Origin of the sequence: Pseudomonas sp. ATCC 13867 (assembly GCF_000349845.1) — a bacterium.
Lineage (GTDB): Bacteria > Pseudomonadota > Gammaproteobacteria > Pseudomonadales > Pseudomonadaceae > Pseudomonas.
In genome coordinates this window covers 1,244,749-1,266,426 of the sequence record NC_020829.1, presented here as the reverse complement: position 1 = coordinate 1,266,426, position 21,678 = coordinate 1,244,749, and the positions used below count along the sequence as shown (strand labels likewise).

Sequence of the window (21,678 nt, the reverse complement as noted above, 5' to 3'; positions counted from 1 at the left end):
CATAAAAAACCCCGCCGCAGCGGGGTTCTCGTCAGATACGCGAAATCAGCGCGATTGCGCGACTCCGCCCTGCGACATACCGAACATGAACAGCAGCAGGTCCTGATCCGGACGGACGACCTGTTTTGCACGCATGTTGGGCGGAACCGGACAGGTATCCAGATCGGCCCTGCTGGAAATGACCGAGGGAGAGGGTTCATGCCAAGCCGCCGCCGCAAGGGTGGCCACCCCGAGCGCGCCGAGCAGGAGCAAACTTCGCGTAATTTCTAACTTCATGTCTGCAACCCTTTGATGGCGCTGCCAAACGCCGCTTGGTAACCATAGACAAAGGCTTGCCACTGCGCCTCTGTCCACGACGAACGGCGTTTCACCTGGCGGAGGTCGTGACGCGCAGCGCGTTGGGCGCTGAAGCGTCGGCGGGCCTTCTCCATGTCGATCAGCGCCACATCGATCTTGTCACCGTCCACCCGCACGAAGACGTGCTTGAGGTACAGGCAGCCATGCTGCCAATGGCCGGCGTTAAGCTTGGCGAGGGTACTACCGTATTGTTGCAGAATGCGTTGATGCAGCGTTTCGCCCCAACGTTCGCGGTCGCCGCGGGCGTAGCAGTCTTCCAGGCTGGCGAATCCGTCGAGGGATTCGGTGACCAGCAGCGCCTGCCATTCGCCGTTGACCTTGCGGCAACCGGCGTAGACCAGGGTCGGCACCTTCACGCCCAGGGCCTCGGCGGCCTTCAGCGCGTCACGCTCACGAATGGCAGTGGGATAACCGAAGGGGTGCAGCAGGTCGCGATAGATGTGCCCCATCTGCTGCTTGCGGTACAGCATGCGCCCGTCGGACGTCAGGACGCGCTGCACACCGCTTTCGCCGCCGCGCCGCCGATTCGGTTCCTCTACCCATTTGCCGGGAATCTGCAACCAGCGATCGATAGCGTTTTCACCGGAAATTTGCTGCAGAGATGCCAGATCAGCGGCCATTGTTATTCCTTACGCAAAATGTAGACCCGCCACATGTGGATGAACGGGACGAAATCGATGTGATCCTGAACCTTGAAACCAGCTTGGCGGAACTCCGCCTCGATGGTCTTGGCCGGAATCACGAAACGGTTCTGGTAGTCATGCTTCTTGCGAGAGGCTTCGGCACGCTTGCGTTTCCAGGACTTGAAGTTGCCATCCACCCACATCGACAGGATCACCGTGTCGCGAGTGACGCGGTGGAACTCGCGCAGCATGGTCCGTCGGTCGTTCACGTCGCCGATGTGGTGCATCAGGCGCATCGAGAAGATGCTGTCGACGGCGTTGTCCGGCAGATCGATGGCAAACGCCGAAGTCTGCAAAGGTCGGACGCGTTTTACAACCTCTTCCGGCTGCCCGGCGCACGCAACCGCGATCATGTCCGGCGAATTGTCGGCGCCGATGATCACGCGGTTTTCCTTTTCGGCCAGCATCGGCCAGAAGCGCCCTGCACCGCATGGCAGGTCGAGCACCAGATTGGGCTGACCGGCGAGCTTGAGTGCCTGGCGGGCGACTTGGACATCCCGCCAGTGAGAAAGTTTCCGCGACAGTCCGGCCTGATGCTTGCGCAGATAGCGTTCAGCATGCTCACGGTCGTATTTCTGGGAAAATTCCAGATCGACGATTTTTTCGCTCATCGGGTGTTTACCTATCCCATTTTTCAGGTCGAACGATATGAACCAGCCTGTCACAGCCGGGTCATGCACTTGTGAAGATTTCGTCAAACAACGGCTAGGCGAACTTCGAAGCGACAGCCGTGCGGCTCCACCGGACGGAGGCTGACGTCCCAGCTCTCCGAGGCGCAGATACGCTTGACCAGCGACAGCCCCAGCCCAAGCCCCTCGCCACGCGGGTTCGAGCCACGCACGAACGGCTGGAACACCCGCTCACGCTGCTCTTCGGGAATTCCCGCGCCGGTGTCCTCGACCCAGAATCCGGTCGTGGAAAGTTGTAAGCGGATGCTGCCGGTTTCGGTGTAATGCATCGCATTGCGCAATAAATTGCTCATCACGGAGCGCAGGAAGGGAGCATTGAACTCACCGTGCATGGCATCCGTGCCACTGAACTCCAGCCTTAATCCTTTCGCTTCGATCGGTTCGCGCCACTGCGCCACCAGTTCCTCGGCGATCTGTCGCAAGCCGGCCTGCGGGACGATCCCCATGTCCTTGCGCTGCGAGCGCGCCAGCAACAGGAAGGTCTGCACCAGGTCGCGCATTTCCTCGCAGGCACTGGTCATCCGCGCCAGTTGGCTGCGGGCCCTGGCGCTCAGCCCGGGCTCCTCGGCCAGCAGCTCGCAACTGGTGGCGATTACCATCAGCGGCGTCCGCAATTCGTGGCTGACGTCGCTGGTGAAGAGTTTTTCCCGGGTCAACACGTCGTGCAGGCGGCCCATCGCGTAATCGAAGGCCGCCGCCAGCTCACCCACTTCGTCATTGGCGTAGTCCGGCGCCATCGGCGGCGCCAGCTCCAGCAACTGGTCGCGGTGGCGCACCTGACGCGCCAGGCGGGCCACGGGTTCCATGACCTTGCGCGACAACAGCCAGCCCAGCAGGCCGGCCAGCGTCAGGCTGAGTACATAGCCGGTCACCACGGCGGCATAGAGAATCTGCTCGCGCGCCTCGAAATCGCTCTGGTCCTGCAGCAGCACGAAGCGCCGGCCGTCCTCATCGCGCACCAGCGCGTGGAAGGACAATTCGCCGTCGAACACTTCGTGGAAACCGTCATCCAGGCGGCGCAACGCCGGTGGCATCGCATACACACCCTGGCCATCGCTGATGAAGAAACGCATGCCGGGATCGAGCTTGGGTGTCTGCCCGGTTTCCAGGTCTTCCTGGAGAATCCGATCGAGTTCGCCGCCCAGATCGCGGGAGATCAGCCGCTCCTCGACGACGTGGACCACCCCGACGATTCCCACCGAAAAGAGCCCGCCGACCGCGGCGGTCATGAGTACGAAGGCAAAGACAATCCGTCGGGAAAGGCTCTGCTTATACTCCATGCGCTTCCTCCGCCAGCTTGTAGCCGACGCCGTGCACCGTGTGCAGCAGGGAGGAGTCGAAAGGCTTGTCGATCACCTGGCGAAGCTGGTGGACATGGCTGCGCAGGCTGTCGCTGTCGGGACAGTCATCGCCCCAGACCGCTTCTTCGAGTACGTCGCGGCGAACCACGTGGGGGCTCTTCTGCATCAGCACGGCCAACAGCTTCAGGCCGATGGGGTTGAGCTTGAGCGGCTTGCCGCTGCGGATCACTTCCAGCGTGTCGAGGTTGTAGCTCAGGTCGCCGACCTGCAGCTCGCGGCGGCCACCGCCCTGGCTGCGGCGCAGCACCGCTTCGATGCGGGCGGCCAGTTCGGAGAGCGCGAAGGGCTTGAGCAGGTAGTCGTCGGCCCCGGAGCGGAAGCCCTGCAGGCGGTCATCCAGTTGGTCACGGGCGGTGAGCATGATCACCGGCGTGTCGCGGCGGGCGTCCTCGCGCAGGCGGCGGCACAGTGTGAAACCGTCCAGCCCCGGCAACATGACGTCGAGCACGATCAGGTCGTAATGGGACGTGGCCGCCAGGTGCAGCCCGGAAAGCCCGTCCTGCGCGCAATCCACCGTATACCCCTTGAGTCCGAGGTAGTCGGCCATATTGGCCAGAATGTCCCGATTGTCTTCAACCAACAGAATGCGCATGTGCTCTCCTCCGAAGTGCACCCTAGCCTATCTCCCTTAAATGGAACTTAAGCGGGTTTGACACAAATTTCACATTCGATTGACGACGGAGTTACACCGTCGGGAGGAGCATGACAGCCGCCGCGCCATATCGCGGCATCATCCACTGGCAGGAAGCCGTGGTCCGCCGTGCCGTCCTGGAGCCTCCATGCCTGACTCGATTCCCTCGTACCGCTCTCGTCCGCTGAACCTCTGGCTGATGCTGGCCCTGCCCCTGGCACTGGTTGCCCTGCTGCTGATGTTCGAGCCGGTCACCCTCGACCTGACGCTTGCCCAGTGGATGTATCGCCCCGGCGAAGGCTTCATCGGGCGCCACAGCTGGTTCCTCGAGAACATCCTGCACGACCGCGCCAAGCAATTGGTCATCCTCCTCAGCGTTGCGGCGCTGGTCGCCTGGCTGGGTGGTTTCTTCTACGCACCGCTGCGCCCGTACCGCCGGACGCTGGGCTACCTGGTCCTGGCAATGGGCATCGCGGCGAGTATCGTCACGCCGCTGAAGGCGCTAACCGCCGTGCAATGCCCCTGGGACCTGGCGCAGTTCGGCGGCAAGGAAATCTACAGCTCGCTGCTCAGCCACCGCCCGCCGACCGATCATCCGGGCCGCTGCTGGCCGGGCGGCCATGCCTCCTCGGGGTTCGTGCTGTTCGCCCTGTACTTCGCCCTGCGCGACCGCAAACCGCGCCTGGCCCGCTACGCCTTCTGGTTCGCCCTGGGCCTTGGCTGCGTCTTCTCCGTCTCGCGCATGCTGCAGGGAGCGCACTTCCTGTCGCACAACATCTGGACGGCGCTGTTCGACTGGCTGATCTGCCTGGGCTTCTACGCCCTGCTGCTGTACCGGCCGGCCACGCAGCCGGACGCAGCCGCCTCCGCCAACCTGACGACAGCGGACAGCCCCTGAGCGCGGCTCAGTCGTCCACGCCGGTGACGCCGAACTCGATCGGCGTCTTCACGTAGAACAGTTGGACCCCTGCCTGGCGGATCGCCTCGAATATCCGCTCGGACTCATCCTCGCTCACCGCCATAGTGACTTCCTGGGGCTGGTCCGCCAGTTCGAAGAAGTGCACGTAGTGAATCCGGCCGGTCTTGCCGAACCCTTCGCTCGCCGTTATCAGGGTGGCGCCGCGCACGCCCTGGCGCCGCGCCTCTTCCAGCAGCCACTGGGCCAACGGCAGCCCGGCGTGCTTGCGATCCTGCTGGGTGAAGAACTTCAACTGGAAACCGTTCATGCCTATCTCCCCGCCCTTATCGGCCCATCAGCCAGTGGACCGACAGCAGGCCCAGCATGGTCATCAGCAGCGAACCCGCCAGATGCGTGGCGATCGCACCCAGCGCCCAGACCAGACGCCCCTGCTGCAGCAGAACCACGATTTCAGCGGAAAAGGTCGAAAAGGTCGTCAGGCCGCCACAGAAGCCGGTAATGATCAGTAATCGCCATTCTGGCGCCAGGCCGGGCATATTGGCGAAGAAAGCGATGGCCGCACCGATGATGTAGCCGCCAACCAGGTTGGCGACCACCGTGCCCGGCGGCATGGACGGCAACAGCGAGTTGAGCTTGAGCCCGAGCACCCAACGCAGCACGGCGCCAAGGGCGGCTCCCAGGGAGACGGCGAGAATGGATTTCCACATGGTCCTGTCCTTGGGGAGGGGGGCTGGACAGGCTGCAGGCGAGCGCCTACGCGCCTTTCCAGGTTTATGCGTAGGCATCATCAGCCACGAGGGCGGTTGAAGGAGGAATGCCATCTCCTGCCGCGCAGTCTGGCATAACCGCCGCCCATGAAAAAGCCCCGCCTAGGCGGGGCTTCTTCTTACAGCAGGGGTTACATCATACCGCCCATGCCACCCATGCCGCCCATGTCCGGCATGGCCGGAACAGCCTTGTCGTCGATCACTTCGGCAACCATCGCCTCGGTGGTGACCATCAGGCCGCCGATGGAAGCAGCGGCTTGCAGAGCCGAACGGGTGACCTTGGCCGGATCGAGGATACCCATCTCGATCATGTCGCCGTACACGCCGGTAGCAGCGTTGTAGCCGAAGTTGCCCGAACCCTGCTTGACCTTGTCGACCACTACGCTCGGCTCGTCGCCGGAGTTGGCAACGATCTGGCGCAGCGGCGCTTCAACGGCGCGACGCAGCAGAGCGATACCGACGTTCTGGTCTTCGTTGTCGCCCTTCAGGCCTTCGATGGCTTGCAGAGCACGAACCAGAGCGACGCCACCGCCAGGAACCACGCCTTCTTCCACAGCAGCGCGGGTAGCGTGCAGGGCGTCTTCAACGCGGGCTTTCTTCTCTTTCATCTCGACTTCGGTGGCAGCGCCGACCTTGATCACGGCAACACCGCCGGCCAGCTTGGCCAGACGCTCTTGCAGCTTCTCACGGTCGTAGTCCGAGGAGGTCTCTTCGACCTGCTTGCGGATCTGCAGGACGCGGGCTTCGATATCAGCCTGGGCGCCAGCGCCGTCGATGATGGTGGTGTTTTCCTTGCTCAGGACGACGCGCTTGGCGTTGCCCAGGTGCTCCAGGGTGGCGCCTTCCAGGCTCAGACCGACTTCTTCGGAGATGACGGTGCCGCCGGTCAGGATGGCGATGTCCTGCAGCATGGCCTTGCGGCGGTCGCCGAAGCCCGGAGCCTTGACGGCCGCGACCTTGACGATGCCACGCATGTTGTTGACGACCAGGGTAGCCAGGGCTTCGCCTTCGACGTCTTCAGCCACGATCAGCAGCGGACGGCCGGCTTTGGCAACGGCTTCCAGGACCGGCAGCATTTCGCGGATGTTGGAGATTTTCTTGTCGACCAGCAGCAGCAGCGGGCCTTCAAGCTCGGCCACCATGGTGTCCGGCTTGTTGATGAAGTAGGGGGACAGGTAGCCGCGGTCGAACTGCATGCCTTCTACGACGGACAGCTCGTTTTCCAGGCCCGAGCCTTCTTCAACGGTGATCACGCCTTCCTTGCCAACCTTTTCCATCGCTTCGGCAATGATGTTGCCGATGGAGTCGTCGGAGTTGGCGGAGATGGTGCCGACCTGGGCGATGGCCTTGGTGTCGGCACACGGCTTGGCCAGATCCTTGAGCTGGGCAACGATGGCGATGGTCGCCTTGTCGATGCCGCGCTTGAGGTCCATCGGGTTCATGCCGGCAGCGACGGCCTTCAGGCCTTCGTTGACGATGGCCTGAGCCAGAACGGTCGCGGTGGTGGTGCCGTCACCGGCAGCGTCGTTGGCCTTGGAGGCAACGTCTTTCACCAGTTGGGCGCCCATGTTCTCGAACTTGTCTTTGAGTTCGATTTCCTTGGCAACGGAAACGCCGTCCTTGGTGATGGTCGGAGCGCCGAAGCTCTTGTCCAGGATGACGTTACGGCCTTTCGGGCCCAGGGTCGCCTTGACCGCGTCGGCCAGGACGTTTACGCCGACCAGCATTTTCTTGCGAGCGGAATCGCCGAACTTAACTTCTTTGGCAGCCATGTTCTGTTTCCTCTAAATCGAATTCGGTGGGGAGTGGGCGGACTGAAATCAGTCTTCCAGGACGGCGAGGATCTCGGACTCGCCCATCACCAGCAGTTCTTCGCCGTCGACCTTGATGGCGTTGCTGCCGGAGTACGGACCGAAGACCACCTTGTCACCGACCTTCACGGCCAGGGCGCGAACTTCGCCGTTGTCCAGGACACGGCCGGCGCCAACAGCGACCACTTCACCGCGGTTCGGCTTCTCGGCGGCGGAACCCGGCAGCACGATGCCACCTGCGGTCTTGGTCTCTTCCTCGCTGCGACGGATGACGACGCGGTCATGCAGAGGACGAAGCTTCATAGTCGTAACTCTCCCAAACTGTGGTTTCCAACGGCCGGATCGGTGCCCGGCGGGTTTTATTGAAGCCGGCGGTGCCGGTTTGCGTCCCGACTGGCGAGACGCGTAAAGAGCAGCCTGTCCGTGTGACAGGGACCTTGCGGTGACCGGTACATAAGGTCGCCACAAGGCATTTCAAGTGTGTGACCAAAAAAATTTTGCTAACGGAGGGTGCCTCGGGTGGGTGAAACCGCCCGAAGCTCAACGCAGGCGGTCGCGGTCTTCCTCGCGGCGCTGGTATTCGCCTTCGATCACGCTGGGGCCGCTACGGCGCTGGGCGGCCGGATCGTCGGCGAAGGCGCGACGGCGCTCGGCCTGCTCCTGCATGCGCTGACGCACGCGGCCGAGCATCAGGCGGCGGGTGAAGGGGATCAGGCAGAAGAGACCGAAGACGTCGCTGATGAAGCCCGGCAGCATCAGCAGGCCGCCGCCCAGGGCGATGACCAGGCCTTCGAGCATTTCCTGCTCGGGCAACTCGCCGCGGTTCAGCCGCTCGCGGGCCCGCAGCGCGGTGGCGACGCCGGCCACGCGCAGCACCGCGGCGCCGATGAAGGCGCCGGCGATGATCAGCAGGAGGGTCCAGCCCACGCCGATCACGCTGCCGACCTTGATCATCACGGCCAGCTCGATCAGCGGGAACAACAGAATCAGAAACAGGGGAACTCGCATCGATGAATCCTTGGCGGGGCGATTGCCCGGATAAAGGCTAGGTGGCGACGCCCCGCCCTGATTTCAAGGGACAGTTCAACGGATTGCCCAGGGACAACTCAAACCTGGATCACTTCATTGCCCGGCCAAACCTCCGCATGCGCCAGTTGCACCAGTGCCTGGCGAACCTCGCCAGGATCGCCGCACGGCGCGGGGAACGGCAGCCAGTGCAGGGCCTGGCCGATGCGCAGATGGAAACCTTCCGTATCGATTCCCGCCAGCTCCGGCGCCGCATCGTCCGGCAGACCGGCCAGCTCGACATAGTGCGCCACGGCAGTGGCATGGTCGCTGTTCATATGCCCGACCATGCCGCGCTCCACTTCGCCGACGAAGGGGTTGGCCAGCGGCACGCTGTCGGCGCCCAGCCAGTGGATGTCGCCGAAACCGCCGATGTAACGCCACTGCACCGGCTCCAGGACCCAGAAATCGAAGTCATGGACGATATGGTAGTCCCGCGAGTCGGGGAAATAACGGTAGTAACGCTCGGCAGCATCGGCGATGGCGTCGACGTCCTCGACCAGCAGCGCCTCGGCCAGCAGGGTCAGGCGGCCGGCGGCCTGGATGTCGTCGACCCCGCGCTCGCCGATGAGCAGCGAACACTTGCCGTCCATCTGCAGGTTATGGGTGTGCTGGGCAATACGGCTGATCAGGATCAGTGGCCGACCGGCCTGGTCCAGGCAGTACGGCACCACCGAGCCGAAGGGGAACCCCGGCCACTTTTTCGAGTGGGTGGAGAGGACCGCGCGGTATTCCTTGAGCAGTAATTCTCGGGCATGCTTGGCAGCTTTCACGCTCACCTTATGACTCCTCGCAAAGAATCCGTCGCAAACGGACGGGCAGGATGACTCTGTTCACAGCTGCCGGCGAGGCCTCTCACCAGAAACTGCTCGTGGGGTTCTTCACATGCAATTGAAAGACAAGGTCATCATCATCACCGGCGGCTGCCAGGGCCTGGGCCGCGCTATGGGCGAGTACCTCTCCGGCAAGGGCGCGCGCGTCGCGCTGGTCGACCTCAACGCCGAAAAACTGGACGAAGCCGTGGCTGCCTGCAAGGCCGCCGGCGGTGACGCCCGCGCCTACCTGTGCAACGTCGCCGACGAAGAACAGGTTACCCACATGGTGGCCCAGGTCGCCAGCGACTTCGGCGCCATCAACGGCCTGGTCAACAACGCCGGCATCCTGCGCGACGGCCTGACCATCAAGGTCAAGGACGGCGAGCTGAGCAAGATGAGCCTGGCCCAGTGGCAGGCGGTGATCGACGTGAACCTGACCGGCGTGTTCCTCTGCACCCGCGAAGTCGCCGCGAAGATGATCGATCTGAAGAACGAAGGCGCGATCGTCAACATTTCCTCCATCTCCCGCGCCGGCAACATGGGCCAGGCCAACTACTCCGCGGCCAAGGCCGGCGTCGCCGCCGATACCGTGGTGTGGGCGAAGGAACTGGCACGCTACGGCATCCGCGTGGCGGGCGTGGCGCCCGGCTTCATCGAGACCGACATGGTCGCCAGCATGAAGCCCGAGGCCCTGGAGAAGATGACCGCCGGCATCCCCCTCAAGCGTCTGGGCAAGCCGCTGGAAATCGCCCACTCGGTGGCCTATATCCTCGAGAACGACTACTACACCGGCCGCGTGCTGGAGCTGGACGGCGGCCTGCGCCTGTAATCCGCCCGCCCCAATAAAAAGCCCCGCCATGTGCGGGGGTTTTTTTCGGCTCTGCGTAGGAACGAGCTTGCTCGCGAACAGGCCCTTACCGGCGTTGGGAGGTTCGCGAGCAAGCTCGCTCCTACAGGTACACGGCCTACCAACCCACTCCCAGCCCCAGCGTGTAACGACGCTCGTTGACGTCGCCGTCGTGGCCGCTGAGCTTGTCCCACTCGGCCTTCAGGCTCAGGGACGCCCAGGACGTCAGCTTGTAGCGCACGCCCGCCTCGCTATCGAGCTCGTAGTCCACGTTGGACGCCAGCGGCTTGCTGACTTCGCCATTGGTGAACAGCTCGAACTGCTTGGCCAGCAGGAAGCGGTTGTAGTCCCATTTCACACTGCTGGAGTAGAAGTGGTCCTTCTCGTTATCGGTGAACTCGTAGTCGTTGCGGTTGATCAGGGTCGCCAGGGAGAACGCCCCCAGTTCGTTGTCCCAGAACTGGTAGCCGGGGCCGGTACCGACGGTGCGCTTCTTCTTCAGGTCCTCGACCCAGTCGCGCTTGTACTGCGCCTGTCCCTGCCAGAACCAGTGCTCGTCGAGGAAACGGTCCAGCGCATATTCGCCCGAGTAGTTGTTGGTGCTGACCGAGTCGTTCTTCTTCTCGCGGTTGTATTCGCCCTGCAGGTTGTGCCGCCAGCGGCCGTGGCGCGCATTGGTCTTGAAGTCGATGTCGTAGTCCTCGACATCGTTCTCTGCCTGCTTGTGGTCGAGGGAGAAGTCGACGTTGCCGTTCCAGACCCAGTCCTCGAGGATCGGCTTGGGCGGCATCATCTGCTCGATGCTGGCCACGTCCACCGTGCGCGGCGATCCGTTGACCAGGGTGACCTTGCCGGGATCCGCCGCCTTGAGGCCCTTGGAGTGCTCGCCCGTCTCCTCGTCGTACTTCACCAGCAGGTTCTGGTCGGTTTCGAGGGTGGCGATCTGGTCGCCCTTCAGGGTGATGTCTCCACCGTAGCTGGTACTCAGCAGCAACTTGCCGCCGTCGTAGAGCTTGATCGTACCGGTGAGGCGGTCGCCGTTCTTCAGCCAGACGGTGTCGGCAGCGGCGGAGAATGAACAGGTGGCAAGGACAGCAAACAGCAGGTTTCTGGACAGCATGAGTCAGGTTCAACGGGCTCAGTGGGCAAAAAGCCGGGCATTATCCAGATACCCGACACTGGAGCAACGACTGACCGGCCCCTGCCCAGGGAGTTCATCCGCACTGACAGATGGGTCGCCGATCCGGCCGGTCATTTGCCCGCCGCCGACATCCCGATATGCTGCCCTGCAAGCCGCGAAACGTGATCACGCCATGCCCAGACGCAAGACCGAATCCCCCGCCCCTCCCGCCGATCTCGGGCTGGAAAGCCTGCAGGTGCGCCGCGAGGCGATCTTCCTGGTGCTGGCCCAGGTGCCCGAAGGCTGCGTCGTCAGCTACGGCGAACTGGCCCGCATGGCCGGCCTGGGCCGCGCGGCCCGCCTGGTCGGGCGCATTCTCGGGCAACTGCCGGCCGATACCCGCCTGCCCTGGCACCGGGTCATCGCCGCCGGTGGGCGCATCAGTCTGCCGCTGGGCAGCCCCTCGGGTAACGAACAGCGCGCACGATTACGGGCCGAAGGAGTCAGAATCCATAACGATCGGGTGGACATACGTCGGCACGGCTGGCCTAGCGGCGAGCAGTCCTAGTAGAGTTCGCGATAATTTTTGACCTGCTGGAAAACAACCCCCATGAAAGAGCATTCCTGGCGAGAGGCATGGATTGCCTACAAGTCTCCCGCCAGCCTCGCGCTTTTGCTGCTGGGATTCGCCGCCGGCCTGCCGTACATGCTGGTGCTCTCCACCCTCTCGGTGTGGTTGCGTGAAGCGGGTGTCGCTCGGGAAACCATCGGCTTCGCCAGTTGGATCGGACTGGTCTACGCCTTCAAATGGGTGTGGTCGCCGATGCTCGACCAGTGGCGCCTGCCCATCATCGGCCGACTCGGACGCCGCCGCTCCTGGCTGGTGTTCTCCCAGGGCCTGATCGCCCTGGGCCTGCTCGGCATGGCCCTGTGCAATCCGCAAACGCACCTGAACTGGCTGATCGCCCTGGCGATGGTGGTGGCGTTCGCCTCCGCCACCCAGGACATCGCCATCGACGCCTATCGCCTGGAGATCGCCGAGAATACCCGCCAGGCCGCCCTCGCCGCCTGCTACATGACCGGCTACCGGGTCGCCGTGCTGACGGCCACCGCCGGCGTGCTGTTCCTCGCCGAATGGGGCGGCTCCAGCGCCCTGCACTACAGCCAGGGCGCCTGGGGCATGACCTATACGGTGTGTGCCCTGCTGATCCTGCCCGGCCTGATCACCACCCTGCTGATGAGCGAGCCTCCGGTGAACGTGCAGCCACAGGCCGGCAGCTCGGCCTTCGCCTTCAACCACCAGTTGTTCTCGGTGCTGCAGTTGCTGGTGCTGCTGATCTCCATACCGGCGATGCTCACCGCGCTGACCAACCAGGCCTGGCCGCGTGCCGCGCTCTACGCCATCTTCATCGGCATCTGCATGACCCCGCACGGACGCCGGCAGATCCGTCCGGTGCGCGAATTGCTGTCGAAAGTACGCCGCCCGCTGCTGCTCGCCGTGCACGGCAAGGGCCTGCCGCAATTCGATTTCGTCCACCAGGCCGTGTCGGTGATGGTGCTGATCATCCTGCTGGTGACCGGCACCGCCTTCTACAACATGGTCAGCGACGGCAAGTACTGGCTCGCCTCGCTCTACCTGCTGGTCGCCCTGAGCTGCATCTCCGCGCCGGGCCGCCTGCTGATGGCGCCGGTGCTCACGCCGATCACCGAGTTCGTCCGCCGCTACCGCTGGCAGGCGCTGCTGCTGCTCGGCCTGATCTCCACCTACCGGATGTCGGACACCGTCATGGGCACGATGGCCAGCGTGTTCTACATCGACATGGGCTTCACCAAGGACACCATCGCCACCGTCAGCAAGCTGTTCGGTGTCATCATGACGTTGATCGGCGCCGCCGCCGGCGGGGTGCTGATCGCCCGCTTCAGCATCCTGCCGATCCTGTTCATCGGCGGCGCGGCCTCCGCGGCGACCAACATCCTGTTCGCCATGCTGGCGCAGATGGGAGCGATCGACGATCCGCACCTCATGAGCCAGAACGTCTTCAGCCTGCTGAAGGTTCTCGAGCCGCACGTCACCATGCTGGTGCTGACGATCATGCTCGACAACTTCAGCGGCGGCCTGGCCACCTCGGCCTTCGTCGCCTACCTGTCGAGCCTGACCAACCTGAAGTTCTCCGCGACCCAGTACGCCATGCTCAGTTCCACCATGCTGCTGCTGCCGCGCTTCATTGGCGGTTACTCCGGAGCGATGGTCGAAGGCATGGGCTACGAACGGTTCTTCTTCTTCACCGCCCTGCTGGGCCTGCCGACCCTGGTGCTGATCGGCTGGCTCTGGCTGCGCAACCGTGGCGACATGACCAACGGCGCGCCGGACGAGCCGTCCGAAGCCCAGGCACATCCCAGCGCGGAACGTCACTGAGCCAACGAAAAAAGGCCGGCGAATGCCGGCCTTTTTCACGCAGCGGTGAACGCCTCAGTCGACATCGACCATTTCGCCCCTCACCACCTTCACCACGCGGTGCGGGAAGGGAATGCCGATGCCGTGCTTGCCCAGGGCATCGCGAGCGGTTTCGTTGAACAGGAACATCACGTCCCAGTAGTCGGCATTCTTCACCCAGACACGCAGGGACAGCGTGACTGCACTCTCGCCCAGGTTGCTCACCACCGCCACCGGCGCCGGATCGCGCAGCACGCGCGGATCCTTGGCCAGATCCAGGAGCACGGACTGGGCGCGCTTGAGGTCCGCCTCGTAATCGACGCCGACATCGAACACCACCTTGCGCTGCGGCTCGGCGGAATAGTTGGTGATGGTGCCGTTGGACAGCGCGCCGTTGGGCACGATCACCCGCTTGTTGTCACCGGTGCGCAGCACGGTATGGAAGATCAGGATGGTGTCGACGGTGCCGGACACCCCCTGCGCCTCGATCCAGTCGCCCACCTTGAACGGGCGGAACAGCAGGATCAGCACCCCGCCGGCGAAGTTCGACAGGCTGCCCTGCAGCGCCAGGCCGATGGCCAGACCCGCGGCACCGATGGCCGCGACGAAGCTGGTGGTCTGGATGCCGATCATCGAGGCCACGCTGACCAGCAGCAGGATCTTCAGGATGATGTTCACCAGGCTGCCGACGAAGCCGCGCAGCGTGCGGTCGACGTGGCGGGAGGCGAGCAGGCCGCCGACCCGCGTGGTCAGGGTATTGATCAGCCACCAGCCGATCAGCAGCGTGAGCAGCGCCAGAACGATCTGTCCGCTGTAGGCGAGGACCACTGGCAGCCAGCCCTCGGCCGACTTCACCAGAGCGTCGTAATTGATATCCATGAATCGATTCCCCTTTTTTTGCGGGCCGGCAACGCCGCCGGCCGATTTCCGACTACCGGAAACGAAACCGCCATGACCTGGGTCATGGCGGCTTGAACCGGTACTGCGCCGTTACCTGAGACGGCGCAGTCCGACGTCAGGTTCCCTTCGCGTCAGTCGCGGAAGTTGTTGAACTGCAGCGGCATGCCCAACGACTCGCCGCGCAGCAGCGCGATGGCTTCCTGCAGGTCGTCGCGCTTCTTGCCGGTGACGCGCACCTGCTCGCCCTGGATGGCGGCCTGGACCTTGAGCTTCTTGTCCTTGATCAGGGCGACGATCTTCTTCGCCAGATCCTTGTCGATGCCCTCGCGGAAATTCACTTCCTGCTTGACCACCTTGCCGGACGGGAAGGCATCCTTGATCTCCATGCACTGGCTGTCGATCTTGCGCTTGATCAGGCTGGCGCGAAGGATGTCGAGCATCTGCTCGAGCATGAACTCCGCTTCGGCGGTCAGGGTGATGGACTTGTCCTTGGCCTCGAAACTGCACTTGCCCTTCAGGTCGAAACGGCGGTCCAGTTCCTTGGCAGCGTTGTCCAGGGCGTTGGTCAGTTCGTGTTTGTCCAGTTCGGACACCACGTCGAACGAAGGCATGACATCTCTCCAGATGGACGGCGCGACCCGGTTCACAATCGGACTCGCGCCTGGCTTGACGATAAAAATGCGCGGTCATTATAACTGACCGGCAAGACTGCGCCCGGCCCCCAGTCCAACAAAGAACCGAACAAGTGCCGGCATTTCCCACCCGTTTGCGAGCCTTTCCATGCCTACCAACCATCTCAGCATCCTGGTGGTCGACGATGCCAAGTTCTCCAGCGCCATGATCGGCCGCGCGCTGAGCCAGGCCGGCTACCAGAACGTGCGTTTCGCCAGCAGCGCCAGCGAAGCGCTGCAACTGCTGGAACAGGAGCCGGCGAGCATCCTCCTCGCCGACTGGCTGATGCCCGAGATGGACGGCCTGGAACTGACCGCCCGGGTGCGCCAGCTCGACGAGAGCGGCGACCACTACACCTACATCATCCTGCTCACTGGCAAGGAAGGCGACAGCGCCCTGGCCGAGGCCTTCGACCGTGGCGTGGACGACTTCGTCAGCAAGTCCGCAATGAACGAGCAACTGGTGCCCCGCGTACTGGCCGCCGACCGCCTGAGCAACACCCTGCTGCGCCTGCTGATGGAAAACCGCCTGCTCACCGAGAACATCATCAGCCTGGAAGAACGCAACCTGGTGGACAGCGCCACGGGCCTGGGCAACCTGCGCTATCTGCGGCAGAAACTGGCCGACAGCATCCGCCAGGTGGAGTCGCGCGGCGGTGCGGTGTGCTACATGCTGATCGGCATTCCGGAACTGGCCGTCCTCGGACACCAGCATGGCCCGTCCTTCCACAACGAACTGCTGCATGGCGTCGCCCGACGCCTGCAACAGCTGGTGCGACCGCTCGACGTGCTGACGCGCCTGGACGACCAGCACTTCGCCCTGATCACCCTGCTCGAAGACCTGCAGGAGTGCTCGCCGAGCAGCTTCCGGCGCCTGCACGACGGCCTCAACCTCAAGGCCTTCAAGACCAGCGAGGGCTTCATCACGCTCAAGGCCGGTATCGGTCTGCTGGGCCTGGACGCCAAGGCGCTGCCAGTGGACGCCGAGCAATTGATGCAGCAGGCCCGCGCGCTGCTGCCCGATGCCTACGCCAGCGGACGAATCAACGCCAGCCGCCTGACCGGGCTGCGCTAGACTTCGCAGTAAGCCCTCGACGTTCGCGAAGTTCTCCCCATGACCTGGTACATCCTCGGCGCCGGCAGCCTCGGTTGCCTGTGGGCCGCCCGCCTTTTCCGCGCCGGCCTGCCGGTGCGCCTGCTGCTGCGTGACCGCCAGCGCCTCAACGCCTACCGCGCCCTGGGTGGCGTCAGCCTGGTGGAAGACGGGCAGGAAAGCCTCTATCCGATTCCGGCGGAAACCGCCGCCCAGGGCGGGCCGATCCAGCGCCTGCTGCTCGCCTGCAAGGCCTACGACGCCGAACCGGCCGTTGCCAGCGTCGCCGCACGGCTGGTCCCCGGCGCCGAGCTGATCCTGCTGCAGAACGGCCTGGGCAGCCAGCAGGCGGTCGCCGCCCACCTGCCTCGCGCCCGCTGCCTGTACGCATCCAGTACCGAAGGTGCGTTCCGCGCGGCGGATTTCCGCGTGGTGTTCGCCGGCCAGGGACAGACCTGGCTGGGCGACGAGTCCGGCGGTCCCGAGCCGGACTGGGTGACGGAACTGCGTAGCGCGCAGATCCCCGCGCAATGGAGCGGGGATATCCTCGAGCGCCTGTGGCGCAAGCTGGCGCTGAACTGCGCGATCAATCCGCTGACTGTGCTGCACCAGTGCCGCAATGGCGAGCTGGCGGCCCATCCGGCGGAGGTGGCCGGGCTCTGCGACGAACTGGGCCAGTTGCTGCACGCCTGTGGCTTCGATAGCGCCGCCCGGGAACTGCAGGGCGACGTCGAGCGCGTGATCGCCGCCACCGCCGCGAACTTCTCCTCCATGTACCAGGACGTTGCCAACGGCCGGCGCAGCGAAATCGCCTACCTGCTCGGCCACGCCTGCCGCGAGGGCGACCGCCTGCACCTGGCCCTGCCGCAACTGCGGGCGTTGCACGAGCGGCTGCGCGAGCATCTGCGCGCGCGCGGATTGCCCGACACCTGATCGCGGGCTACCCTGCCCGCCTCCCTGTTTCCCTGCGGTTCCGCCCATGCCTTCACCCCTGAACCTGCGCAAGCGCCTGGAAGACCTGCCTGTCGGCCAGAAGATCCTCGCCGCCCTGCTGGTTCTGCTGGCCACCGTCATGCTGGTCGCCAACCTCGCCTTCATCAGCGCGGCCTACTGGATCTCCCAGGACAGCGTGGCGCCCCAGGCGCTGCAGACCATCGGCCGGCTGATCGCCAACCCCGCGCTCAGCGAACCGGCCCTGGCCTCTCCCACCCAGGCCCAGGTGCTGCTGCGCCAGCTCGACGACTACCAGGCACTGCGCGCCGCCGCGCTCTACGACAGCGACGGCGAACGCATCGCCCAGACGCCCAGTGACGGCCCCGTCGCCCTGCCCGAGCGACTGGACCAACTGGAGCGCTGGCGTCAGCACGAGTACCGCCTCAACGCCCTGTTCGAGCTGCCCCAACCCGGCCGCAACAGCGGCTATCTGCTGCTGGTCGCCAGCAGCGAGCTGCCCGGCGCCTTCTACACCGGCACCCTGACCGCCAGCCTGGTGATCCTCGCGGTCAGCGTGCTGCTCTGGCTGCTCATCGCCCAGCAGATCCGCCGCCTGATCACCCGGCCGATCCGCAGCCTGGAAGAGCTCTCCCGCCAGGTCACCCGCGAAGAGAACTACGCCCTGCGCGCCGAACGCGGCAACGCCGACGAGATCGGCCGCCTGGCCGACGCCTTCAACACCATGCTGAGCCGTATCGAAGCCCGCGAGCAGCAGCTCAAGCGCGCCCGCGACGATGCCCAGGAAGCCGTGGAACAGGCCCAGTCGCTGGCCGAGGAAACCCGCCGCTCGAACCGCAAGCTGGAGCTGGAAGTCCAGGTGCGCAGCAAGATCGAGAAGAAGCTCACCGGCTTCCAGCACTACCTCAACAGCATCATCGACTCGATGCCCTCGGCACTGATCGCGGTGGACGAGCAGCTCTACGTCACCCAATGGAACCAGGAAGCCAGCCAGCTCTCCGGCACCAGCCTGGACGACGCGGTGAACCAGCCGGTGTTCCTCGCCTTCCCCTCGCTGAAACACTTCCTGCCGCAGCTCACCCGCGCCGCCGAGCAGCACAAGGTGGAGCGCGTCGAACGGGTTACCTGGGCCCTCACCGATGCCCCTCGCCACTACGCCCTGACCTTCTACCCGCTGATGGGCGGCACCGGGCGCGGCGCGGTGATCCGCATCGACGACATCACCGACCGCCTCGGGATGGAAGAACTGATGGTACAGTCGGAGAAGATGCTCTCCGTCGGCGGCCTGGCCGCCGGCATGGCCCACGAGATCAACAACCCGCTGGGGGCCATCCTGCACAACGTGCAGAACATCCGCCGGCGCCTGTCGCCGGACCTGCCGAAGAACCTGGAGGTCGCCGGGGAAGTCGGCGTGCACCTGGAAGACCTCAATCACTACCTGGAGGCGCGGGATATCCCCAAGCTGATGGATGGCATCCAGTACGCCGGCTCCCGCGCCGCGAAGATCGTCACCCACATGCTCTCCTTCAGCCGCCGCAGCCACCGCCAGATGACCGCCTGCGAGCTGCCGGCGCTGCTGGAGCAGGCCGTGGAGATCGCCGGAAACGATTTCGACCTCACCGGCGGCTTCGACTTCAAGTCACTACAGATCCTCCACGAGTTCGATCCGCGCCTGGGCCCGGTGCCGGTGATCGCCAACGAGGTCGAGCAGGTGCTGCTCAACCTGCTGAAGAACGCCGCCCAGGCCATCCACCTGCGTGACGACGAGGAAGAAGGCGAACTGGGCCGGATCGTCCTGCGCACCCGGCTGAATCCGCCGTGGGCGGAAGTCCAGGTGGAAGACAATGGCTGCGGCATGCCGGAGAAGGTGCGCAAACGCATCTTCGAGCCCTTCTTCACCACCAAGGAAGTCGGCCAGGGCACCGGGTTGGGCCTGTCGGTGTCGTACTTCATCATCACCAACAATCACAAGGGACAGATGGAGGTGCAGTCCGAACTGGGCCTGGGCACCTGCTTCACCCTGCGGCTGCCCCTGGGCGCCGAAGTCACTTCCCCCACGCCCCTGCTGGCGGGCGACGACACGGAGCACTGAGTCATGGGCAACCGACTATCCAAGATCTATACCCGCACCGGCGACAATGGCGAAACCGGCCTGGCCGATGGCCGCCGTGTGCCCAAACACCACCCACGGATAGAGGCAATGGGCGCCGTGGACGAGCTGAACAGCCATCTCGGCCTGCTGCTGGCCGGGCTGCATGAAGCGCGCAGCAGCGCCCTGGAAGAGGTCATCGGGGTACTGGCGCCAATCCAGCACCGTCTGTTCGATCTGGGAGGCGAACTGGCCATGCCGGAATACCGCGCGTTGAACGACGCCGAAGTGGAGCGTCTGGAGCAGGTCATCGACCGCTGGAACGACGAACTCGGACCGCTGAAGAACTTCATCCTGCCCGGCGGTTCGCGCCTGGTGGCCCTGGCCCACCTGTGCCGTGCCCAGGCACGCAACGCCGAGCGGCGCTGCCAGCAGCTCAATGCCGAGGAACCGTTGGAAGGTGCCGGGCTGCGCTACCTGAACCGGCTGTCCGACCTACTGTTCGTCGCCGCCCGCTTCATCGCCCGACGCCAGGGCGTGGACGAGATTCTCTGGCAGGCCGCCGAAAAGCCCGCCTGATCAGGGAATCGACCTGTAGGAGCGAGCTTGCTCGCGAACATGCCGAGCTACGGTGCCGTACAGTTCGCGAGCAATAACGATGGCGCCCCCCCGCGCCTACGAAGAGCCGTCAGTTCGGCGCTGGATCAGCTTTCCGTCTTCGGCCAGAACGCGCGGATACCCGCCACGCCCTGCGCACCGACCTGCCAGGCACGCTCGATTTCCTGCGGGCCGACACCACCGAGCAGGAACACCGGCTGGTTGAAGCCCTCGATCAATTCAGCCGCGGCCTCCCAGCCCAGCGCCGGCTCGCCCGGATGGCTCTGCGTCGGCTGCAGCGGCGACAGGGTGACGAAATCCACCCCCATGCGGGCTGCCAACTCCAGTTCCTCGGCGCTGTGGCAGGACGCCGCCAGCAGGCGTTCGCGGGGGAACGGACGGCTATTGGGCGCGTACTTGCGCAGTTGCTCGGAAGTCAGGTGCCAGCCGGCCGCCGGGAAGTCACCCAGCCATTCCAGCGGGCCCTTGAGCATCAACTGTGCCTTGCCGGCGCACAGGCCCTGGACATCCACGGCCAGGTCACGGTACTCCGGGCTGTACATGTTCGGCGCGCGCAGCTGGATCAGGCGGATGCCACTGGCGACCGCGGCCCGCACACCCTGCACCAGTTGCGGGACGTCCAGACCGTCCGGGGTGATCAGGTAGCGATCCGGCAGGCGCGCGGCCTGCACGATGGGCGCGTTGGCCGCCGGGAACTCGTAGTCCGGCAGGTCGCGCGGGGCAACCCAGGCCAGCGGCTGGCCTTCGGCGCCGTGCGGTATGCCGGAAAAGGCGGAAACCTCCCAGACGTCCAGCAGCACGTGCTTGTCGCTGTAGTCATGCTGCACGCGGATCAGCGGACGCGCCTGCTCGACCTCGATACCCAGCTCTTCCTTCAGCTCGCGGGCCAGGGCGACCGGCACCGCCTCACCCTCTTCCACCTTGCCACCGGGAAACTCCCAGAGACCGCCCTGGTGCTTGTCGTCCGGACGGCGGGCAATCAGAACCCGGCCATCGAGTCCGCGAATCACGGCGGCGGCGACATGTACTCGTTTCACAGTGCTACTCCTCAATCCGATTCAGGCAGGGCCCGCGCAGACGGGCATTCTACCGTCAGGATCAAGCACGTTCGACCATCGCCGCCTCCAGCCAGGGACGGAAGGTCGGCCAGGCATGGATCGCGTCGACATAGTTCTGCGCCTCGATGGGCAGGGTCACGCAGTAGCTGCGCAGGCGCGTGGCGACCGGCGCGTAGAAGGCATCGGCGATGCTCGCGTGGCCGAACAGGAAGGGGCCGTCCTGGCCGAACTGTTTGCGGCACAGGCTCCAGACTTCGACGACGCGAGCGACGTCCGCCTCCACCGTGTCCGGCACATCCGCCAGCGGCTGGTTGCGCTGGATATCCATCGGCATGTGCGAGCGCAGCGCCATGAAGCCACTGTGCATCTCGGCGCAGACCGAGCGTGCCAAGGCGCGGGCGGCCTCGCCACGGGGCCAGAGGTGGGCTTCGGGGAAGCGCTCGGCGAGGTATTCGGCAATGGCCAGGGAATCCCAGATCACCCCGTGCTCGCACTTGAGTGCCGGCACCTTGCCGGTGGGCGAGTGCTCGCGGATGCGCCGAGCGGTATCCACGCCACCCAGCGGAATCAGGATTTCCTCGAAGTCGGCACCGGTGAGCTGCATGGCCAGCCAGCCGCGCAGGGACCAGGACGAGGTGTTCTTGCTGCCGATGATCAGAGTGAGGGACATGGGCGCGATGCTCTTGAGGGTCGGTCAGAAGACCTTAGAGCGCGCGAGCCATGAAAACAAATTCCCGATTTTCATCCTTCGATGAAAATCGGGAATCGGACGTAAAGCTGCAAGCCAGGAAGCTCTAGC

The 21,678-nt window shown here is 64.6% G+C and carries 23 protein-coding genes, 1 pseudogene and 1 riboswitch; of the genes and pseudogenes, 8 read left to right on the top strand and 16 right to left on the bottom strand.

From position 1 onward, the window contains the following. Positions 1-45: 45 nt before the first annotated feature. The 5 genes from H681_RS05830 to H681_RS05810 all read right to left on the bottom strand — a co-directional run bounded on the left by H681_RS05830 (position 46) and on the right by H681_RS05810 (position 3,682). A complete protein-coding gene (locus H681_RS05830) occupies positions 46-276 on the bottom strand; it encodes a hypothetical protein (RefSeq protein ID WP_015475910.1) in 231 nt (76 codons plus the stop codon). Beyond that, positions 273-977, bottom strand: coding sequence for a lipopolysaccharide kinase InaA family protein (locus tag H681_RS05825; protein WP_015475909.1), 705 nt, complete (start codon positions 975-977; stop codon positions 273-275). Before H681_RS05825 ends, H681_RS05830 begins: the two co-directional genes overlap by 4 nt. A gap of 2 nt (positions 978-979) precedes the next feature. Beyond that, positions 980-1,651 carry a class I SAM-dependent methyltransferase gene (locus tag H681_RS05820; protein ID WP_015475908.1) on the bottom strand — a complete coding sequence of 224 codons (672 nt, stop codon included), beginning with the start codon at positions 1,649-1,651 and terminating at the stop codon, positions 980-982. Positions 1,652-1,734: 83 nt separating this feature from the next. Beyond that, positions 1,735-3,009, bottom strand: a complete 1,275-nt coding sequence (locus tag H681_RS05815; RefSeq protein WP_015475907.1) for a sensor histidine kinase — start codon at positions 3,007-3,009, stop codon at positions 1,735-1,737. After that, a complete protein-coding gene (locus H681_RS05810; protein WP_015475906.1) occupies positions 2,999-3,682 on the bottom strand; it encodes a response regulator transcription factor in 684 nt (227 codons plus the stop codon). Before H681_RS05810 ends, H681_RS05815 begins: the two co-directional genes overlap by 11 nt. 187 nt (positions 3,683-3,869) lie before the next feature. Between H681_RS05810 and H681_RS05805 the strand changes: the two genes are divergently transcribed. Continuing rightward, positions 3,870-4,619: a phosphatase PAP2 family protein gene (locus H681_RS05805; RefSeq protein ID WP_015475905.1), complete on the top strand. Its 750-nt coding sequence runs from the start codon at positions 3,870-3,872 to the stop codon at positions 4,617-4,619. 7 nt (positions 4,620-4,626) lie between these two features. On the opposite strand, the gene H681_RS05800 is transcribed toward H681_RS05805, so the two are convergent. The 6 genes from H681_RS05800 to H681_RS05775 form a co-directional block, all read right to left on the bottom strand. Beyond that, positions 4,627-4,947 (bottom strand): DUF190 domain-containing protein, encoded by a 321-nt coding sequence (locus H681_RS05800; RefSeq protein ID WP_015475904.1) that lies wholly within the window; start codon positions 4,945-4,947, stop codon positions 4,627-4,629. A 16-nt stretch (positions 4,948-4,963) separates the two neighbouring features. Further along, entirely contained in the window at positions 4,964-5,347 is a 384-nt protein-coding gene (gene crcB / locus H681_RS05795) for a fluoride efflux transporter CrcB (RefSeq protein WP_015475903.1), read from the bottom strand. A gap of 64 nt (positions 5,348-5,411) precedes the next feature. Next, a riboswitch (Fluoride riboswitch) is annotated at positions 5,412-5,474 on the bottom strand. A 64-nt stretch (positions 5,475-5,538) separates the two neighbouring features. Next, a complete protein-coding gene (gene groL / locus H681_RS05790; protein ID WP_015475902.1) occupies positions 5,539-7,179 on the bottom strand; it encodes a chaperonin GroEL in 1,641 nt (546 codons plus the stop codon). 48 nt (positions 7,180-7,227) lie between these two features. Continuing rightward, positions 7,228-7,521: a co-chaperone GroES gene (locus H681_RS05785; RefSeq protein WP_009617968.1), complete on the bottom strand. Its 294-nt coding sequence runs from the start codon at positions 7,519-7,521 to the stop codon at positions 7,228-7,230. 237 nt (positions 7,522-7,758) lie between these two features. Next, positions 7,759-8,226: an FxsA family protein gene (locus H681_RS05780; protein WP_015475901.1), complete on the bottom strand. Its 468-nt coding sequence runs from the start codon at positions 8,224-8,226 to the stop codon at positions 7,759-7,761. 98 nt (positions 8,227-8,324) lie between these two features. Beyond that, complete coding sequence (locus H681_RS05775) at positions 8,325-9,062, bottom strand: HugZ family pyridoxamine 5'-phosphate oxidase (RefSeq protein WP_015475900.1); 738 nt, start codon at positions 9,060-9,062, stop codon at positions 8,325-8,327. 106 nt (positions 9,063-9,168) lie between these two features. On the opposite strand from H681_RS05775, the gene H681_RS05770 reads away from it, so the two are divergent. Continuing rightward, the gene (locus tag H681_RS05770; protein WP_015475899.1) at positions 9,169-9,927 is read left to right on the top strand and encodes an SDR family oxidoreductase; all 759 of its coding nucleotides are present in this window, start codon (positions 9,169-9,171) and stop codon (positions 9,925-9,927) included. Between the two features lie 136 nt (positions 9,928-10,063). Here H681_RS05770 and H681_RS05765 read toward each other — a convergent pair whose 3' ends face one another. Next, positions 10,064-11,065, bottom strand: coding sequence for a DUF481 domain-containing protein (locus H681_RS05765; protein WP_015475898.1), 1,002 nt, complete (start codon positions 11,063-11,065; stop codon positions 10,064-10,066). 193 nt (positions 11,066-11,258) lie between these two features. Between H681_RS05765 and H681_RS05760 the strand changes: the two genes are divergently transcribed. Both H681_RS05760 and H681_RS05755 read left to right on the top strand, forming a co-directional pair. Further along, positions 11,259-11,633 carry an MGMT family protein gene (locus tag H681_RS05760; RefSeq protein WP_015475897.1) on the top strand — a complete coding sequence of 125 codons (375 nt, stop codon included), beginning with the start codon at positions 11,259-11,261 and terminating at the stop codon, positions 11,631-11,633. Between the two features lie 42 nt (positions 11,634-11,675). Further along, entirely contained in the window at positions 11,676-13,481 is a 1,806-nt protein-coding gene (locus tag H681_RS05755) for an AmpG family muropeptide MFS transporter (protein ID WP_015475896.1), read from the top strand. A gap of 54 nt (positions 13,482-13,535) precedes the next feature. Here the strand turns inward: H681_RS05755 and H681_RS05750 are convergent, their stop codons facing one another. Both H681_RS05750 and H681_RS05745 read right to left on the bottom strand, forming a co-directional pair. Beyond that, complete coding sequence (locus H681_RS05750; protein WP_015475895.1) at positions 13,536-14,378, bottom strand: mechanosensitive ion channel family protein; 843 nt, start codon at positions 14,376-14,378, stop codon at positions 13,536-13,538. A 152-nt stretch (positions 14,379-14,530) separates the two neighbouring features. Next, entirely contained in the window at positions 14,531-15,010 is a 480-nt protein-coding gene (locus H681_RS05745; RefSeq protein WP_015475894.1) for a YajQ family cyclic di-GMP-binding protein, read from the bottom strand. A gap of 115 nt (positions 15,011-15,125) precedes the next feature. On the opposite strand from H681_RS05745, the pseudogene H681_RS05740 reads away from it, so the two are divergent. The 4 genes and pseudogenes from H681_RS05740 to H681_RS05725 all read left to right on the top strand — a co-directional run. Next, positions 15,126-16,145, top strand: a pseudogene (locus H681_RS05740) (response regulator); the annotation flags it as partial. A 39-nt stretch (positions 16,146-16,184) separates the two neighbouring features. Continuing rightward, complete coding sequence (locus H681_RS05735; RefSeq protein ID WP_015475892.1) at positions 16,185-17,096, top strand: putative 2-dehydropantoate 2-reductase; 912 nt, start codon at positions 16,185-16,187, stop codon at positions 17,094-17,096. Between the two features lie 58 nt (positions 17,097-17,154). Continuing rightward, a complete protein-coding gene (locus H681_RS05730) occupies positions 17,155-19,206 on the top strand; it encodes a sensor histidine kinase (protein WP_041712416.1) in 2,052 nt (683 codons plus the stop codon). A 3-nt stretch (positions 19,207-19,209) separates the two neighbouring features. Further along, on the top strand, positions 19,210-19,782 hold the full coding sequence (locus tag H681_RS05725; RefSeq protein WP_015475890.1) for a cob(I)yrinic acid a,c-diamide adenosyltransferase: 573 nt from the start codon (positions 19,210-19,212) through the stop codon (positions 19,780-19,782). A gap of 125 nt (positions 19,783-19,907) precedes the next feature. On the opposite strand, the gene H681_RS05720 is transcribed toward H681_RS05725, so the two are convergent. Both H681_RS05720 and H681_RS05715 read right to left on the bottom strand, forming a co-directional pair. Then, positions 19,908-20,858 (bottom strand): Nudix family hydrolase, encoded by a 951-nt coding sequence (locus H681_RS05720; protein WP_015475889.1) that lies wholly within the window; start codon positions 20,856-20,858, stop codon positions 19,908-19,910. Between the two features lie 61 nt (positions 20,859-20,919). Beyond that, positions 20,920-21,549, bottom strand: a complete 630-nt coding sequence (locus tag H681_RS05715; protein WP_015475888.1) for a glutathione S-transferase family protein — start codon at positions 21,547-21,549, stop codon at positions 20,920-20,922. Positions 21,550-21,678: the final 129 nt, after the last annotated feature.

Bases quoted from the DNA above. Each gene is read 5' to 3' on its own strand.
- crcB (WP_015475903.1), bottom strand. From the start codon at position 5,347: ATGTGGAAATCCATTCTCGCCGTCTCCCTGGGAGCCGCCCTTGGCGCC.
- H681_RS05770 (WP_015475899.1), top strand. From the start codon at position 9,169: ATGCAATTGAAAGACAAGGTCATCATCATCACCGGCGGCTGCCAGGGC.
- H681_RS05830 (WP_015475910.1), bottom strand. From the start codon at position 276: ATGAAGTTAGAAATTACGCGAAGTTTGCTCCTGCTCGGCGCGCTCGGG.
- H681_RS05760 (WP_015475897.1), top strand. From the start codon at position 11,259: ATGCCCAGACGCAAGACCGAATCCCCCGCCCCTCCCGCCGATCTCGGG.
- groL (WP_015475902.1), bottom strand. From the start codon at position 7,179: ATGGCTGCCAAAGAAGTTAAGTTCGGCGATTCCGCTCGCAAGAAAATG.
- H681_RS05805 (WP_015475905.1), top strand. From the start codon at position 3,870: ATGCCTGACTCGATTCCCTCGTACCGCTCTCGTCCGCTGAACCTCTGG.
- H681_RS05810 (WP_015475906.1), bottom strand. From the start codon at position 3,682: ATGCGCATTCTGTTGGTTGAAGACAATCGGGACATTCTGGCCAATATG.
- H681_RS05785 (WP_009617968.1), bottom strand. From the start codon at position 7,521: ATGAAGCTTCGTCCTCTGCATGACCGCGTCGTCATCCGTCGCAGCGAG.
- H681_RS05745 (WP_015475894.1), bottom strand. From the start codon at position 15,010: ATGCCTTCGTTCGACGTGGTGTCCGAACTGGACAAACACGAACTGACC.
- H681_RS05750 (WP_015475895.1), bottom strand. From the start codon at position 14,378: ATGGATATCAATTACGACGCTCTGGTGAAGTCGGCCGAGGGCTGGCTG.
- H681_RS05755 (WP_015475896.1), top strand. From the start codon at position 11,676: ATGAAAGAGCATTCCTGGCGAGAGGCATGGATTGCCTACAAGTCTCCC.
- H681_RS05820 (WP_015475908.1), bottom strand. From the start codon at position 1,651: ATGAGCGAAAAAATCGTCGATCTGGAATTTTCCCAGAAATACGACCGT.
- H681_RS05825 (WP_015475909.1), bottom strand. From the start codon at position 977: ATGGCCGCTGATCTGGCATCTCTGCAGCAAATTTCCGGTGAAAACGCT.
- H681_RS05815 (WP_015475907.1), bottom strand. From the start codon at position 3,009: ATGGAGTATAAGCAGAGCCTTTCCCGACGGATTGTCTTTGCCTTCGTA.
- H681_RS05765 (WP_015475898.1), bottom strand. From the start codon at position 11,065: ATGCTGTCCAGAAACCTGCTGTTTGCTGTCCTTGCCACCTGTTCATTC.
- H681_RS05800 (WP_015475904.1), bottom strand. From the start codon at position 4,947: ATGAACGGTTTCCAGTTGAAGTTCTTCACCCAGCAGGATCGCAAGCAC.
- H681_RS05780 (WP_015475901.1), bottom strand. From the start codon at position 8,226: ATGCGAGTTCCCCTGTTTCTGATTCTGTTGTTCCCGCTGATCGAGCTG.
- H681_RS05735 (WP_015475892.1), top strand. From the start codon at position 16,185: ATGACCTGGTACATCCTCGGCGCCGGCAGCCTCGGTTGCCTGTGGGCC.
- H681_RS05715 (WP_015475888.1), bottom strand. From the start codon at position 21,549: ATGTCCCTCACTCTGATCATCGGCAGCAAGAACACCTCGTCCTGGTCC.
- H681_RS05725 (WP_015475890.1), top strand. From the start codon at position 19,210: ATGGGCAACCGACTATCCAAGATCTATACCCGCACCGGCGACAATGGC.